This is a genomic window from Polyangium fumosum (assembly GCF_005144585.1).
GTDB lineage: Bacteria > Myxococcota_A > Polyangia > Polyangiales > Polyangiaceae > Polyangium > Polyangium fumosum.
In genome coordinates this window covers 1-15,438 of sequence record NZ_SSMQ01000127.1, presented here as the reverse complement: position 1 = coordinate 15,438, position 15,438 = coordinate 1, and the positions used below count along the sequence as shown (strand labels likewise).

General features: G+C 67.6%; 11 protein-coding genes. 4 read left to right on the top strand and 7 right to left on the bottom strand.

Annotation, left to right across the window (positions count from 1 at the left end):
• The first annotated feature begins 685 nt into the window (after positions 1-685).
• Both E8A74_RS49935 and E8A74_RS49930 read left to right on the top strand, forming a co-directional pair.
• Positions 686-1,813, top strand: a complete 1,128-nt coding sequence (locus E8A74_RS49935; RefSeq protein ID WP_136936276.1) for a type 2 periplasmic-binding domain-containing protein — start codon at positions 686-688, stop codon at positions 1,811-1,813.
• Positions 1,814-1,874: 61 nt separating this feature from the next.
• Complete coding sequence (locus E8A74_RS49930; protein ID WP_136936275.1) at positions 1,875-2,486, top strand: hypothetical protein; 612 nt, start codon at positions 1,875-1,877, stop codon at positions 2,484-2,486.
• Positions 2,487-2,683: 197 nt separating this feature from the next.
• On the opposite strand, the gene E8A74_RS49925 is transcribed toward E8A74_RS49930, so the two are convergent.
• A complete protein-coding gene (locus tag E8A74_RS49925) occupies positions 2,684-4,051 on the bottom strand; it encodes a hypothetical protein (protein WP_136936274.1) in 1,368 nt (455 codons plus the stop codon).
• 824 nt (positions 4,052-4,875) lie between these two features.
• Here E8A74_RS49925 and E8A74_RS49920 point away from each other — a divergent pair.
• Positions 4,876-5,382, top strand: a complete 507-nt coding sequence (locus E8A74_RS49920; protein ID WP_136936273.1) for a hypothetical protein — start codon at positions 4,876-4,878, stop codon at positions 5,380-5,382.
• Between the two features lie 117 nt (positions 5,383-5,499).
• Here E8A74_RS49920 and E8A74_RS49915 read toward each other — a convergent pair whose 3' ends face one another.
• Positions 5,500-6,432, bottom strand: coding sequence for an L-lactate dehydrogenase (locus E8A74_RS49915; protein WP_136936272.1), 933 nt, complete (start codon positions 6,430-6,432; stop codon positions 5,500-5,502).
• A gap of 6 nt (positions 6,433-6,438) precedes the next feature.
• The gene (locus E8A74_RS49910; protein ID WP_420814242.1) at positions 6,439-7,554 is read right to left on the bottom strand and encodes a lysine-2,3-aminomutase-like protein; all 1,116 of its coding nucleotides are present in this window, start codon (positions 7,552-7,554) and stop codon (positions 6,439-6,441) included.
• Between the two features lie 152 nt (positions 7,555-7,706).
• Here E8A74_RS49910 and E8A74_RS49905 point away from each other — a divergent pair, with 152 nt between their 5' ends.
• Complete coding sequence (locus E8A74_RS49905) at positions 7,707-10,490, top strand: tetratricopeptide repeat protein (RefSeq protein WP_136936270.1); 2,784 nt, start codon at positions 7,707-7,709, stop codon at positions 10,488-10,490.
• Positions 10,491-10,503: 13 nt separating this feature from the next.
• Here the strand turns inward: E8A74_RS49905 and E8A74_RS49900 are convergent, their stop codons facing one another.
• The 4 genes from E8A74_RS49900 to E8A74_RS49885 all read right to left on the bottom strand — a co-directional run bounded on the left by E8A74_RS49900 (position 10,504) and on the right by E8A74_RS49885 (position 15,217).
• Positions 10,504-11,202, bottom strand: coding sequence for a hypothetical protein (locus E8A74_RS49900; RefSeq protein WP_136936269.1), 699 nt, complete (start codon positions 11,200-11,202; stop codon positions 10,504-10,506).
• A gap of 76 nt (positions 11,203-11,278) precedes the next feature.
• On the bottom strand, positions 11,279-12,256 hold the full coding sequence (locus tag E8A74_RS49895) for a hypothetical protein (RefSeq protein WP_136936268.1): 978 nt from the start codon (positions 12,254-12,256) through the stop codon (positions 11,279-11,281).
• 24 nt (positions 12,257-12,280) lie between these two features.
• Positions 12,281-13,855: a serine/threonine-protein kinase gene (locus E8A74_RS49890; protein ID WP_136936267.1), complete on the bottom strand. Its 1,575-nt coding sequence runs from the start codon at positions 13,853-13,855 to the stop codon at positions 12,281-12,283.
• A gap of 435 nt (positions 13,856-14,290) precedes the next feature.
• A complete protein-coding gene (locus tag E8A74_RS49885; RefSeq protein ID WP_136936266.1) occupies positions 14,291-15,217 on the bottom strand; it encodes a hypothetical protein in 927 nt (308 codons plus the stop codon).
• Between the last annotated feature and the right edge of the window lie 221 nt (positions 15,218-15,438).

The following is a 15,438-nucleotide window of genomic DNA, read 5'->3' as shown; positions in this document are numbered from 1 at the left end:
GATACGCGAGACCTCCGCACGAATGGCTGCCGCTTGTTGTTCCGTACACATGTTGAGGCTCCTTCCGGCGGGGAGCCTGGGCACGAGGGACACGGGGCGTCAGGACGGGGGTGGGCGAGGTGATACCGCGGAGCCGCTCCGCGCGGTCGAGGCGGCCGAGGCATGGGCCGCGTGTCCATGCAAGCAGCACGCGGATGCTGCAGCGGAGACCATGTCGGCTGCGGCCCACCAGGCAATGGCAGCGTGGAGGGTGCCCCCAAAGGAGGCCGCGTGGGCGGCACGCACCGCCGCGTGGGTAGCCGATGCGCCCAAGTATGGCTGGCAAACGGTTGCTGCTATTGGCGGAGCATGCCGTGCTAAAAGCACGAGCGAAATAACCGCGGCCGCAGCGAGCTTTTTCGCTGCCGAATTTCGGACCCGATGAGCTGGGCACACGCGCCGAACAAGCCGATGGATTCGACGAAGGGCTTCGGAACTGACAGCAGATGATCGTTCGACCGACGGAAACTGAGACGGGAGAGACGTCATGCCATCCACCATCATCCGTAGCACTGCCCTGACAGCCGTATTCGCACTCCTTCTCGGATGTGCGCCCACGGTGACCCCCGCTCCCGACGCGCCGGCGGCGACCCCAGCCGCCGGGGCGAACGCGAAGGCAGACTGTGCCCCTGCTCCTCGACGTACGTTGACCGTCGCCCTCTACCCCTTCCTGCCTGATTCGCAGAGCCTCTTTTTCGATATCGAACACAGCTTCGAGCGCGCCCACCCCGACGTCGACCTGCAGATCATCGACCTCTCCGCCAACTACTACAACGAGGACGAGCCCCAGGCGATCACAAATACCAACGCACAAGTCTACGAGCTCGACGGCGTCTTCCTGGCTGACTTCATCGACCAGAAGCGCATCCAGGCGCTTCCAAAGGAACTGGTGCCCCCCGCGAACACCATGGTTCAGGTGGCGGAGAACTCCGCGAAAGCCAAGAACGAGTGGTGGGGCTTGCCCCATTGGGCCTGCACGAACTTCCTCTTCTATCGATCGGGTGACCCGCTCGGAAGCGCAGCCACGCTAAAAGATATCGAGTCGCTGATAGGAGCCAAGCATTCGCCGGATCAAGGACTTCTGGTCGACGCGAAGGGCAAGTCGACCCTGGGAGAACTGTACCTCGATGCCACGCTTGACGAGCTCGGGGACCTGTCCGCTGCAGAACCGTATCTGCTCGACACAAACCTCCTCAGCAGCGCGACCGCAAATCTTCAGAGAGCCATCAATCTCTGCGATACAGGCATGTGCCGCGATTCCGATTATCACGAGGCAACCGGCTTCTACGCGCGACAATTTGCGAGAAAGCGTGGTCGAGCCCTCGTGGGATACTCCGAGCGTCTGTACTACATCGCGTTGGAGGAGCACGAATCCTGTCGCAAAGGTGAGTGCCTCGACCTCAAGAACATCGAGATGAAGCCGCTTCCACTCTCCGACAAGGGGTCGCATCCCTTTGCGTGGGTAGACATGCTGACCATCTCGACGACCTGCGACGAGACGTGCTTGCCCGATGCCACCGCGTTCATCGCGCATGTCACGAGCGCAGCGGAAGTCAAACGCGCGCTGTTGCCGGCTCGCTACGGAGCGCCCCCGCGGTATCTGCTCCCCGCCCGAGCCGACCTGTATACGGACAAGGATGTTCTTGCCGTAGCGCCGCTCTACAGCAAGCTACAGCCCGCACTTGCAGACGCCATTCCCGTGCGAGGACGGAAGCTCAATGCACGCCTGCGCGCCATCGGAAAGAAACTCGACAAGGAAATCCTCAAGCCGTGAAAGCACTGACCCACGCACCCATGAACCCGACAAGGATCGTTCGCCAGACGAGAGGGTTGCCTTGAACCGTGATGAAACGGCTGCCGAGTCCTTCGAGCGGGCCCTCGCGGCGTTCGCCGGAATTGCCGTCGGAGAGCCCCATGCAGCCGACCGGAAGATGTTCAGCATCGTCGCGACAGCTCGTGGGGCGCACACGCGCATCACGGCGGGCGGCTTCTCCGTGCTCTGGCCGCATCGCCGTACTCCGTTTACGTACGGGCACTACCTCGCGCCGCGGGTCGTCTCGACCCTCCGGCTTCACGCACCGTCACACTCCTTCGCGAAGCCCTTCGAGATCGACGAAGCCACTCTTGCGCGCCTCGGATTCTTTCGCGGAGGTGCCAGATGGTTCTGGGTCGCTCGGTCCATCGATGCCATCGTCATGGACTGTCGCCTGGCAACGATGGGCAGCACGCCGCCGACAATCCCGGATCCGCTCCCGCCGTGGACTCCGGCCGAGAAGGTCTTTCTTCGATTCGAACAGCCCCGACCCTGCGGCCACTGCTCCGTCGCCCCCGAGCGATACCGTCTGATCGACGACGTACTCGTCTGCCTCTCGTGCGGAAGATCCGAACAGGTCCCTGGGCTGGAACTCGAGCGGGCCACGCTGGAACATGCTGCGGTAGCACCCTGATCCGCCCTCCCCACCCGCACGGACAGAAGCGCCCCTTCACGGACCCCTTCGCCGGGCTCGCCCGGATTCGCACAGTTCCCTCTGGATCCACCATGGGGTCAGAGGGCGTTTCAGCGCGCGCGCAGGATCACGCCTCCCATTTCAACGCCCTCGCACCATTCAGCTTGGATCGTGAGTTTCCGCGCGGCCTTCCCCCCTCAGTTCACGACGAAATAGTCGACGTCGCCGCTGACGTAGCAGCCGTAGTTCGGATAGCCGCCGTTCAGCCACTGCGTGATGTGGGCAGTGCCGAGCGTGAACGGGCTCAGACACAATTCGTAGTATCCGCCCTGGGTCTTCACCCGGTTGAGCCAGGCGTCGCGCTGGCCCCAGGGGTAGGGCTCGAGCATGAACTCCGAAGCCTGGCTGCTGTTCCACCCGCGGCCGAACATGCCCGCGTTCGCGAGATCGTGGCTGGCAAGGAGCCTGCCCGTGCCGTCGTTGCTCCCGCCCACGTAGTTCCCATTGGAGGCGAGCATGTTGTACCAGGGCAGGTCGTAGTAAGGCTGGCCGCCCGGCCGGTACGTGGTCGCCGTGAAGATGTTGCGGCTCGTCAGATCCACGTCGACCGCGTCGATCGTCTGGTTGTCGGAGGCGGAGACGCCGATCCACTTCGTCCAGACCTCCGAGCCCCCGTAATAGTTCGTCATGACCCTCCGCAGGCGAATCGCGATCTTGCTCCCAGCCGGCAGCTCCGTTTGATTCGCCCACGGCGTCAGGGTCACGCAGGTGAGCAGATCGCTCACCAGCGTCTGCCCGCTCGGGCACTTCGGGGTGGCAGCCATGCTCGTGACCCCATAGGCGTCGCCGGCATAGGACCAGTCGCTGCCCGTCCCAGGGCCGATGGCGCCGCGCTTCCAAAGAGCGCTATTGGAGGCCACGTAGAGCGAGCCGTTGTAGTTCCCCATGCCGGTGACCGCATAGGCGTCGCCGGCATAGGACCAGTCGTTGCCCGTCCCAGGGCCGATGGCGCCGCGCTTCCAGAGCGCGTCGTTGGAGACCGCATACAGCGAGCCGTTGTAGGCCGCCATGGCCGTGACCGCGTAGGCCTCGCCGACGTACGTCCAGTCATTGCCCGTCCCGGGGCCGGTGGCGCCGCGCAGAAAGAGCCCGTTGGAGGTGGTCATGTAAAGCGAACCGTCGAAGGAGGCCAGCGCGGTGCCGCCATAGGCTTCGCCCACCACGACCCAGCTCCCCGAGCTCAGGGACTCGCGCTTGTAGAGGTAGTTGCTGGCGATGACGTAAAGCTCGCCCTCGTGAACGGCCATGCCCGTGACCCCGTAGACGTCCGCGACGAGGCCCGTCCAGTCGTTGCCCGTTCCGGGGCCGATGGCGCCGCGCTTCCAGATCGTGTTGTTGGAGATGACGAACAGCCCCAAGGACACGAGCTCCTGCTGAGCCTCGGACACCTCCTCTTCCAGGTCGAGAGGCGCGCCGTCATCGGCCGCGCACCCCAGGGGCGCAAACACGGCCCCGAGCAGTGAGATCGCCAAGGGGAACACGCGACGTGAAGAATTCTGTTTCATGGAAGGCTTCCTTATGTGGCTCGTGTCGAAAACATGACCGGCGGAGCCGGCGCCGCGGCAGCGACCCAGCAACCTTCGTACCGACCGGATCGCACCGCGGTTTCCCCGCGATTTCCCGTCCAACCGAGCACCCTCCAGGTCCGCGAGGCGCCCCTGGCCGATGGCCGGCCGATGGCCGGCCGATGGCCGGCCATCTCGAAGAGCCCGCCGACCATGTCATTGCCGTACGAGAAAGACGGGATTGGGATCAACCATGCGCGCAACCATCAAAAGCTTTCGCGTCGCGAGCGGGAGTCCTCTCGGGCCTGGCGGATGACTTTCACCGGCCGGCACGTCGACGACCTTCACGATCTGTGTCGACGGAGCCCCCGGCCCTTGCCGGCAACCACGACGAGCCCGTCGACGAAGCCCCGGGGCGTTGGCGACAAGCGCGGCGACCATGTCGACAAAGACCCCAGCCGTTGCCGACAAGCCCGGCGAGCATGTCGACGGAGCCCTCGGCCGTTGCCGGCAACCACGGGCGAGCATGTCGACAAAGCTCCCAGCCGTTGCCGGCAACCACGGCGAGCATGTCGACAAAGCCTCCGACCGTTGCCGGCAGCCACGGCGAGCCTGTCGACGAAGCTTCCGACCGTTGCCGACAAGCCCGGCGAGCCCGTCGACAAAGCCCCTCCTCGTTGCCGACGAGCGCGGCGAGCATGCCGACGGAGTCCCCAGCCGTTGCCGACGAACGCGTCGAGCATGTCGACGAACACCCAAGCCGTTGCTGACGAGCGCGTCGAACGCGCACACAGGGCCCACTCCCCTGCACAAGGAGGATGACCATGTCCGAGAATGCGATCGGGAAGTATACAGGTAAGGGAATCGTCGACGCGATGCCGTTCAAGAACAAGCTCGTCGACGTCAAGCAAGGCGAGCTTCCGAAGCTCAAGCGCTCGAAACCAGGGTGCACCGGCGTCCTCGCCGACCTCGCCGCCGCCATGCCCGAGCACGGCAATGCGGCGCGTATCCATCCGGATTGTTATGCCGAGATCGTCGAGACGGCGCAGACCCTGGAGCAGATCCGCGCCCAGCGCCCCGAGGCCGACAAACTCGCCGAGGTCCTCCGGGAGAGCGAGGCCTATTATGAGGACAAACTCGAGGGGTTGATCAGCAGGCTCGCCAAGACCGTCCTCGATACCGCGAAGGACGAGAACAAGCCCGCCCTGCTCGCGACCTTCGAGTCCGCGATCCAGTACCGAACGCAATACGCGGACAAGGGCGTCGCCACCCGCCGCAAGAACCAGCAAAACGCAGGCGAGCCGGCCGCGGAGACCCCGCGCGAGACCTGACGCGCCCGCTTTGAAACGCCCCGCCTGACGAACCCCCCATCTTCGCGCTGGATCCGGAGCGCGGCGCGTCGATCACCGACGCCGCCCGCTCCCCTCCTGCCCCCTTCCATCCCGCGATCAAAGCGGCACGGAATCCGCGCTCTCCTTCAAGATCGTCGCGCTGCGTACGAGCGCAGATACCTCCGCGACGTCGAGCTCGGGCATCAGATCCGAGAGCACGCCCGCCGCGCCGATCACCCGGGGGATCGAGAGCGCGACCTCCGGGATGCCTACGACCTCCGGCGTCACGATCGAGACCGAAAGGATGTCCCGCTGGTCGAGCGCAATGGCCCGGATGATACGCGCGAGCCCCGCGCCGATGCCGTAATACGTCGAGCCCTTGCCTTTGATGATCTTGTAGGCAGCGTTCCGCACACCGTCGTCGATGGCGGCCCGGACCTCCTCGGTGAGCGGCTTGCCGACCTGATCCGCGAACGAGACCAGCGCTAGCGAGCCCGCGCGTGCATTCGACCACGCGAGCACCTCGCTGTCTCCGTGCTCCCCCAGCACATAAGCGTGCACCGATTGCGGCGCGATGCCGAGGTGCCGGCCGAGCAGGCTGCGGAACCGGGCCGTGTCGAGGATGGTCCCCGATCCAATCACCCGACGCGCCGGCAAACCCGAGAGACGCGTGGCCACGTGGGTCATGACGTCGACGGGGTTCGTGGCGATCAGCAAAAGGGTGTCGGGCGAGACGGCGAGCACCTCGCCGACGACCTCACGGAAGACCGCCGCATTGCGACCCAAAAGCTCGAGCCGCGTCTCGCCAGGCTTCTGGTTGACGCCGGCGGCCAGGACCACCACGAAGGTCCCGTCGAGATCCCGGTAGGAGCCGGCGCGAACCGTCGTCGCAGACACGAAAGGCACAGCGTGCGAAATGTCCTCGGCCTGCGCGAGCGCGAGGTCCGCGTCCTTGTCGACCAGCACGACCTCGCTCGCGATCCCCTGCATCGCGAGCGCATACGCAGCCGCGCTCCCGACCATGCCCGCCCCGACGATGCCGACTTTCATGAAATCTCAGCCCCCCGTCTTCCCGCTCCCCGGCGGATACACATGCCGCCGCCCCCACGGATCCTCCACGGTCCGCCGCCCGTCCTCGCCCTCCGGCCCGAGATACCCCGGGCCGATCGGCACCTTCCCGTACCCGCCCGGGATATCCAGCACGTAGGTCGGCTGCGCGATCCCCGACAAGTTTTGCCGCAGCTCGCGCAGGATCGATTGCCCCTCCGCGATGCTCGTCCGGAAATGCCCCGTCCCCACCGCCAGATCCCCGTGGTGCAGGTAATACGGTTTGACGCGTAAAACGACGAGCTCCCGGAAGAGCGCCTTCAACGTCTCGGCGTCCGCGTTCACCCCGCGCAAGAGCACCGTCTGCGAGAGCATCGGGATCCCCGCGTCCACGATCCGCGTGCACGCCTCACGCGCCTTCGGACCGAGCTCGCGGGGATGGTTGGTGTGCAAAACGACGTAGGTCGTCAGGTCCGGCACGTGGAGCGCTGCGATCATCGCCGCGTCGATGCGCCCGGGATCCATCACCGGCACGCGCGTGTGTACGCGCAAGATCCGCACGTGCGGGATCGCGGCGAGCGCCGCGGTGATCTCGGCGAGCTTGCGGGGCGGCAGGATCAGCGGATCACCCCCGCTCAGGATCACCTCCCACACCTCCTCGTGCGCGCGCACGTAGTCGATCGCCGCCGCGAGCTCCTCGCGCGACAGCACCTCGCTGCCCGGCCCGACCTTCTCGCGCCGGAAGCAGAAGCGGCAGTACGCGGGGCAGACGTGGACCGGCTTCAGGAGCAGCCGATCGGGGTAGCGGTGCGTGATCCCTTTGACCGGCGTGTGCGGATCGTCGCCGATCGGATCCACGCGTTCTTCCGGCAGGATCCGAAGCTCGCGTTTGCTCGGCAGGAACTGCTTCGCGATCGGGTCGTTCGGATCACCCGGCGTGACGAGGTCCACGAGGTCGGGCGTGATGGCGACGCTGAAGCGCTCTGCGACCCGTTCGAGCGCCTCCATCTCCCCGCGCGCCACGAGGCCCTGGTCGACGAGCTCGCTGACGCGTCGCGACGTCCGGCGCGTGTCCTCGTGCGCGCCCTCGCGCTCTTGCGCGCGTTCCGTTTCGCATGCCCTCACACCCACGGCGCCGCTCCTCCTAGACTTCTTTCGGTCCAAAAGCCAGCGACGTCGAGCCCTCGCGCCCCCGCTCGTCTGCTGGCTCTCTGTCGCCCCTGGAAAGGGGCCGGCCCGCGTCGTAAGAAAGAACCTGCCTTTCCGGCCCGACGAACATGCGTACGAACCGTCCTTTCCTCGCTGCCCTCTTCGCCGCCACCCTGCTCGCGCCCGCCGGATCCTTCGCGGACGAAGCATCCGGCAAGGTCCTCGGACGCGCCGCGATCCTCACGCAGAAGGGCGATTACGCCGCCGCGGAGAAGGAGCTCGACGCCGTCAAGTCCGGGCCCGAGCGCGCGCAGGCCCTCGTCGAGAAGGCGCGCCTCGCGCTCCTGCAGGGCCGCTACGCCGACGCGGTGAAGACCGCGAAGAGCGCCGCGTCGCTCGGCAAGGACGCGAAGATAGAGGCCGCTCCCCTCATCGCCGAGGCGCTCGCGTCGCAAGGGAAGGTGAGCGAAGCGATCGACGCCGTGAAGGACGTCGCGGACGAGGACACGGCGCATAGGGCGCGGCTCGTGCTCGGCGAACTCTTGATCCGTAGCGGAAAACGCGGGGCGGCGAGCGTGCCGCTGCGCAGGATCGTCGAGGCGTACAACGACGACACGATCAACGATCGGGACGCCGAAGGCCTCTCGCTCGTCGGCCGCGCGGCGCACCTCCTGCGCTCGGCGCACGACGCGAACCAGGCGTATGGCGAGGCCGAGAAGGCGGGCGCGAAGACGCGGGTCGAGACGTTGCTCTGGCGCGCCGAGCTCTTCCTCGACAAGTACAACCCCGGCGAAGCGGGCCAGTCCGTCAAGGCCGCGCAGAAGCTCGCGCCCAAGGATCCACACGTCCACGTCGCCATGGCGCGCGTCAAGCTCGAGAACGCCATGGACTTCGAGGCGGCCGAGAGTGAGATCAAGCAGGCGCTCGAGGTGAACCCGAACCTCACCTCCGCGTACGTGATCCGCGCCGGCCTCGCGCTGCGCACGATGGACATCGCGGCGGCCGACGCGGCCGTCAAGCGCGGGCTCGAGGTCGACCCGACGAACCTGGAGCTGCTCTCGATGAAGGCGGCGACGCGCTTCCTCGCCGACGATCTCGCGGGCTACGAGGCCACGAAGAAGCAGGTCCTCTCGCTCTGCCCCGAGTACTCCGCGTTCTTTCAGATCGTCGCCGAGTACGCCGAGTGGGAGCATCGGTACGAGGACATCGTCCGCATGATGGACGAGGCCACGCAGGTCGACGCGCAGGACATGAAGGCGTTCGCGACGCTCGGCCTGAACAAGATCCGCCTCGGCGACGACGACGGCGGCCTCGATGCCCTCCGCAAGTCGTGGAAGAAGGATCGGTTCAACGTCCGCGCCTACAACACGCTGAACCTGTTCGAGAAGACGATCCCCGGGGAGTACGTCGCGTCGAACGGCACGCGCTTCCGCATTCGTTACCACAAGGAAGAGAAGGCCGTCCTCGAGCGGTACGTGCCGCGCATGCTCGACGAGGCGTGGGATTCGATGGTGAAGCGGTATGGCTTTACCCCGAAGATGCCCGTCTCGATCGAGCTCTATGCCGACTCGGAGCATTTCAGCATCCGTACGAGCGGCCTGCCGAACGTCGGCATCCAGGGCGTCTGCTTCGGCCAATCCCTCGCGGCGCTCTCGCCCGGGGCGGGCCCGTTCAACTGGGGCAACGTGCTCTGGCACGAGCTCGGGCATGTCTTCGCGATCCAGTATTCGAAGAGCCATGTCCCGCGCTGGTTCACCGAGGGGCTCAGCGAGTACGAGACCATCATTCGCCGGCCCGAATGGCAACGCGAGGAGGACCCCGCGCTCTTCGCCGCGCTGAAGGGCGGGCGTATCCCGCCGCTCGACGGCTTCAACCGCGCCTTCACCCACGTCGACTCGGTGGAGGACGTGACCATGGCCTATTTCGCGGCGAGCCAGCTCGTCGTCTTCATGGCCGACAAATACGGATTCGACAAAGTCGCGGCCATGCTGCCGCGCTGGGGCAAAGGCGAACGCACGCCGGACGTCATCAAGGGCGCGCTCGGCGTGCCGCACGACGAGGTCGATCGGCAGTTCCGCGAATGGCTGAAGAAGCGCCTCTCGCGTTACGAAAAGCAATACGTGCCGGACCTGCACGCGCCGCCGCTCGACGACGCGCGCAAGGCGCTTCGTACCGATCCGAAAAACCCGAAGAAGCTCGTGCAGCTCGCGCTCGCGCTCTTCGCGGACGGGCAAAAGCCGGAGGCGCTCGCGGTGCTCGACGAGGCGCTCTCGCTCGATCCGAAGCAGCCCGACGGGAACTACGTGCGCCTGCGCCTCGCCATGGGCGAAAAGAAGCTCGACGAGGCGGCGCGGATCCTCGACAAGATGGTGGCGAACGGCCACGACGGCTACGTCATGCGCATGAAGGCCGCCGACCTCGCGGAGCTGCGCAAGGACAAGGCGCGGGTGAAGGCCTCCTTCGAGGCCGCCTTCAAGTTCGACCCCTCGCAGGCCGAGCCGCTCCAGGGCCTCTACGACCTCGCGAAGGGGGAAAAGGACGTCGCCGGGCAGCTCGACGCATTGCGGCGGCTCGCGCTGCTCGATCAGCACGACCGGCGTGTATGGGTGCGCCTGCTCGAGCTGCTCACCGAGCGCGGGCTCTGGGACGAGGCCGTCAAGGTGGGCGAGAGTGCGATTTACGTCGACGTCTCGAACACGAAGGTCCACCGCCTCTACGCCAAGGCCCTCGCGCGCACGGGCCGGCAAAACTCGGCTATCTTCGAGCTGAACAGCGCGATCCTCACGAAGCCCGAGCCCCCCGAAATGGTCGAGATCTACGAGGACCTCGCCAAGGGCTACGACAAGCTCGGCAAAACCGAATACGCCAAGCAGGCGCGGGACCTCGCGAAGCTCGTCGCGCCGAAGGGCTGAGCGCCTCTTCCCTTTACTTGCGCGCGTTTTCCTTCGCCTCGGCGCGCTTCTGCGTGAGCTCGTCGAAGCCGCCGAAGATCCGCTCGTCGAGGTCACGCGGCAGGTCCGGGTGCTCGACCAGCTCGTCGCGCAGCGCCGCCCGGAAACGGCCGAGCAGGCCGATCGTGGTCACGCGGAGCACCGTCTGCTGGCGGAAATACTCGAAGCCCGTCGCCTGCCCCCGCGTCGAGAGGAGCTGCGCGAGTTTGTCACCGTGGTCCACGAACGCGCTCGCCCAGTCGTAGAGCGTCTTTCCATCGGGCGTCGGGGCGGCGCGCAGATCGGCTTCGAGCTCCGCGAGCTTCGGCCGGTTCTGCTTCGCCGCGGCCGCCTCCTCCGCGTAGCTGTCGCTGAGCACGCCGAGGTCCCGGATGAACGCCTCGCGAATGCGACGCGCGGCCGCGCGCCGCTCCTCGGGCACGAACGGATGGGAGAGCACGGCCTCGGTGTAATGCCAGATCGCCGCGCCGAGCCCGTCGTGGTGCGCGTCGGCCTCGGTCAGATCCCCGACCGGCCTGCCGCCCGCGTCTTCGAGGTGCTCGATCGCCTTGCGCTTGGCGGCCAGGATCGGGCCATACAGCTTGCCCGTCTGCGTGGTGTTCAGCGCCTCGTCGCGGTGATGGAACAGGTCCAAAAGCCCGGCGCGCACGTCGGACAGGGTCAGGTTTCGCATGACAAATCCCTCCGTGAATCCATCGTTGCCGACGGAGGGTACCAAAGGGGCTCGTCGCGGGGGAAGGACGAGCGCCTCAGAATCGTCCGAGGAGCGAAGCTCCACCGCCGAGCGGGCCCACGGTCGGTACGATGGCCATCGCCGCGCCGCCTTCACGCCTCGCCTTTGCCGGAGGTGTGACGAGCCAAAGGACGCCCGCGGCCACGAGGCTCGCGCCGCCGATCCCGATGCCGACCGCCGACGTGCCGCGCGCCGGCTCGGACAAACCGCCCGTCGCCAGCGCCGCCGCGGCGATGCCCGCGCTCGCGAGGAGCGCGCCAGCGCCGCCGAGCCCGAGCACGAGCGCGACCGTGGCACGCACGCTCGGCGCCTCCGTCTCTGTGCTCCTGTTCGTCGAGGGAATCGTGACCTCCGCGCGCCTCGTTTTGGGCGCCTCGTTTTGGGCGCGTAGCGTGGGCACGCTGAGCTCGATGGGCACGGACGTGTCGTGCACGGGCACGACGCGACGGTAGGGCTTTCGCCCGGGCGCCATGGCTTCGAGCACGTGCTCGCCGAGATCGACCGGGAGCGGATCCCCGGTCCAGGCCTCGCGATCGAGCGGCCTGCCGTCGATCGTCACCTCGAGCTCGGGCGTCTCCGCGACCTCCTTCGGCACCCAGACGACGAGCCGCGCGAGCATCGCCGACAGCGCCTCGCCGCGCAGGCGGGCCCGGCTCTCCCGCTCGCTCATGCCGGCGCGCTGCGCCTCGCGCGCGACCTCCGTGTAGAGCCGACATGCGGCCTCGCGTCGGTTCGTCTTTTCATAACATTCCGCGAGCCTGTACCGCGTACCCATGGCGGCATCGAGGCGGAGGCTCTCTTCGAGCATGGGGCAGGCCTCCGTTTCGCGTCCCTCGGCCGAGAGCTCCATCGCCCGCGTGAAGAGCACCTCCGCGCGCTCGACCGGGTCGAGCTCGTGCGCGGACGTGGGCTCCTCGGCGCGGGCGGCCGTCATCGTGGTGGAGAGAGCGATCGCCGTGAGCAGCGCGGCTCCCTTTTGCGTCCCGGACCTCATGTCGAAGCTCCTTCGATCCCCGTATCAATGGCGCCCCGTGAAGGGGTCGTAACCTCTGTGCGCCGGCTGCGTGGGTTTGGCAGGGCTCGCCGCCGTGGACGTCGGGGTGGCGGCCTTTCGCAGGGGCGCGCGGCCCGCGCCGGCGGACGCGGAGGCGGAGGCGGAGGCGGTCGGGGCGACGGCCTCCGTAGGCGTGATCTCGATATCCAATTCGTTCGTCGCAGGCGTCACCGCGGCCGTGGGCGCGGGCGGCTGCGCCGCGGGCATCGGGAGCGCTTCCCGCGTGGTCGTGAAGGGCACATGCACGCCGAGGGCCCGCGACTCCTGGGTTCGTTGCGGCATGCCCATGAGGCCGGGCCATTGCACGCCGATCGCCGCGGCCCCCGCGCCGGCGAGCGCCGAGAGCGCGGTCAGGCCCGCGACGAGCACGAGCCGCGCCGGCCGCGACGCGGGTTTGGCTGGGGACCCCTCCCAGGGCCCCATGCTTCGTTCGTCTTTTTCGGCCATCTCGGGCGCGGGCGCCTGCTCCTCGACCAGCATGAGCGCAGGACGGCTCGGCATGCGTGGTGTCTCCGGCGGGGGCTTCGAGGGCGATGTCGGTATCGTGGGCACCGATTCGAGTGTTTCTCGCGGCGTGACCAGCCGCAGCCGGCCGGGTGGAATGCTGCTGCGGCGCGCGGGAGCAAAAAGACGGGTCGCGTCCTCGTCCTCCTCCCGCGTCACGTCCCAGGGGCCGAACGGCCGGAGCGCGGCGAGCAGATCCATCGCGGAGGCATACCGGCGGGTCGGCTGTTTGTCGAGGCAACGAAGCACGACGTTATCGAGGCCGCGCGGCACGTCGGGGCGGATGGCGGAGGGCAGCTTGACGGGCTTGGCCAGGACAGCGGCGAAGATCTCGGGGACCGTGGCCGCCTGGAACGGCGCGCGCCCCGTGAGCAATTTATAGAGAATGGCGCCGAGGGCCCACACATCGGCCCGCGTGCAAACCTTGCTCGCCGAGCGCATTTGCTCGGGCGCCATGTAAAGTGGGGAGCCCATGAGGTCGCGCGCGCCGGTCATCTCCGGGTCGTCGTTCTCGGGCCTCGTATGCTTGGAAATCCCGAAATCGAGGACCTTGATGCAGGGGGATCCGTCCGCGCGGCGCGTGAGGAAGAGATTTCCGGGCTTCAAATCGCGGTGGACGATCCCGGCGGCGTGGGCCTCGGCGAGCGCGTGGCAGGCTTGCGAGACGTACAGGACGGCCTCCTCGATGGGGAAAGCGCCGCGGCGCTTTTGCATCACGGCGAGGTCCTGTCCTTCGAGCATCTCCATCACGATGTAGGGCGCGCCGGAGTCGAGGCGGCCGACGTCGTACACCTCGGCGACGTGCTCGCTGCGCAGGCGGACGACGGCGCGCGCCTCGCGCAGGAATCGCTCGACGGACTGATCGCTCGCCGCCTCGGGGCGCATGAGCTTCACGGCGCGGACCTCGCGCAGGTCGAGGTGCGTGGCGGCGACGACGACGCCCATTCCGCCCATCCCGAGCACCTTCTCCACGCGGTACTTCCCGGCGAGGACGTCCCCCACCGAAACGATGTTCGCTGCCTCCTGCTTCGACATGGTGCCTTCCAATCAAATGAAGAAAGGTAGGTATGGCCCACGCCCCCCCGAGGGCGCGCGGCGGCGCACGCACGAAGCCCTTGCGCCCGCTGCCGAATCAGCGTCGCGGACGTTGCGTCCTTTCATGGCCCCGCCGGTCGGGCCGTAATGTGTTCCAGACCTGTAGCTTTGCAAGTCTCTGCAAAACCGGGCGAGCCGAGATCGCGGAGAAAACCATGGAATTCGGCGCGAGGTTTTTTGGGCGGTCGGTCGCCGTCGGCCCGGGTCGTCCGGGCAGCGGCGCATGTCCGCGTCATGCAGAGACTTTCCCCCGGGAGCGGGGGTTTCCTGAAGGAAACACGCGATCAGGGATGGATCGCGGTGTCGGGGGAGACGAGAATGGGATGGGGGGAGAGACGAGGTGCGCCGCGACGGACGCGCGGGCGCCCGGAACGATTACTTCCGCGGAAGCGACACGCGCACGACCTCACCGCCGCTCGTCCCGACCCATACCCAGGCCGAGCCCTTGTTCGTGATGAGCATCGTCGTCGGCTCGCCGCGCGCGCCGAGGGAAAGCGCGTGTGTCGGGGTCATCGGCCCGCCGCCCGCGGCGTCGAGCGTCGCGCCGTCGAAGAGCGCCGCGCGCCCGTCGGCGAAGCCCACGACGAGGCTCGTCTCGCTCACCGCGGCGCACGTGATCGGGACGCCGATGTCGACCATCTTCGTGGCGAGCCGGCCGCCGCGCTGGGTCACGATACACGCGGCGCTGTCGCCCTTTTTGTAGAGCACGTGCAGGGCCGCGCCGCTGCTCAGGCGGTCGAACTTTTTCGCCTCGGCGGGCAGGCCCACGCGCCCGTTGGCGCCGGGCTCCGGCGTCGGGCCGGGGTGCATGCGCAGCTCGAGCCCGCCGGGCACCTCCACGACGACCGTCGTGTCCACGGCGCCGACGTCCGCGACCTTCACGTTTCCGCGCAGCGCGAAGGGCCGCGCCTCGACCTCGTTGCCCGAGACCGAGAGCTGGATGGCGTTGCCGTCCCAGGTGAGCGCGAGCGCGTGTTCTCCCGAGGGGCGACCGCGCAGCGAGCGCACGTCGCCCGCGACGCGCTCGAGCTTGGCGCGGTGGTGGATGTCGAGCACCGCCCACACCTCGTTTTCGCTGCGCACGAGGGCCACGTCGCGCGACAGCATCGCCACCTCGTCGCCCTGGCCGAACGAGAGGTTCACCGTCTTGTTCGTACCGCTGCCGATCGGCACGACGGCGAGGCGCGCGGGCGCGGCGGAGACCATGGCCACGAGGCCTGGATTGTCGACCGCGGCCGCGCCGCGGACGTCCGCGTCGAGGGACTCGACGCGACGGGGTGCAGAGAGGCTTTTGTAGGGCATCGCGGCGAGCGTAATGGATCCCGTGCCCGAAGCGGAAGCATCTTTTGCCCTCGCGCGCGCATCTTCTCGGGAGGGCATTTTCCTGTACGATGCCCCCATGGTGCGTCGTGAGGAGATCGACCAAACGGCCGGGACACCGGTTCGAGGGTCGGTCTTGCGCTGCACGTCTCCAACGGGTGAGAGTCCCGTCCGGGTAAGCGCCGGAGCGCCCGGTAGCAGGC

Coding starts and splice junctions, on each gene's coding strand:
- E8A74_RS49885 (WP_136936266.1), bottom strand. CDS start 15,217: ATGCCCTACAAAAGCCTCTCTGCACCCCGTCGCGTCGAGTCCCTCGAC.
- E8A74_RS49905 (WP_136936270.1), top strand. CDS start 7,707: ATGCGTACGAACCGTCCTTTCCTCGCTGCCCTCTTCGCCGCCACCCTG.
- E8A74_RS49900 (WP_136936269.1), bottom strand. CDS start 11,202: ATGCGAAACCTGACCCTGTCCGACGTGCGCGCCGGGCTTTTGGACCTG.
- E8A74_RS49925 (WP_136936274.1), bottom strand. CDS start 4,051: ATGAAACAGAATTCTTCACGTCGCGTGTTCCCCTTGGCGATCTCACTG.
- E8A74_RS49915 (WP_136936272.1), bottom strand. CDS start 6,432: ATGAAAGTCGGCATCGTCGGGGCGGGCATGGTCGGGAGCGCGGCTGCG.
- E8A74_RS49890 (WP_136936267.1), bottom strand. CDS start 13,855: ATGTCGAAGCAGGAGGCAGCGAACATCGTTTCGGTGGGGGACGTCCTC.
- E8A74_RS49895 (WP_136936268.1), bottom strand. CDS start 12,256: ATGAGGTCCGGGACGCAAAAGGGAGCCGCGCTGCTCACGGCGATCGCT.
- E8A74_RS49920 (WP_136936273.1), top strand. CDS start 4,876: ATGTCCGAGAATGCGATCGGGAAGTATACAGGTAAGGGAATCGTCGAC.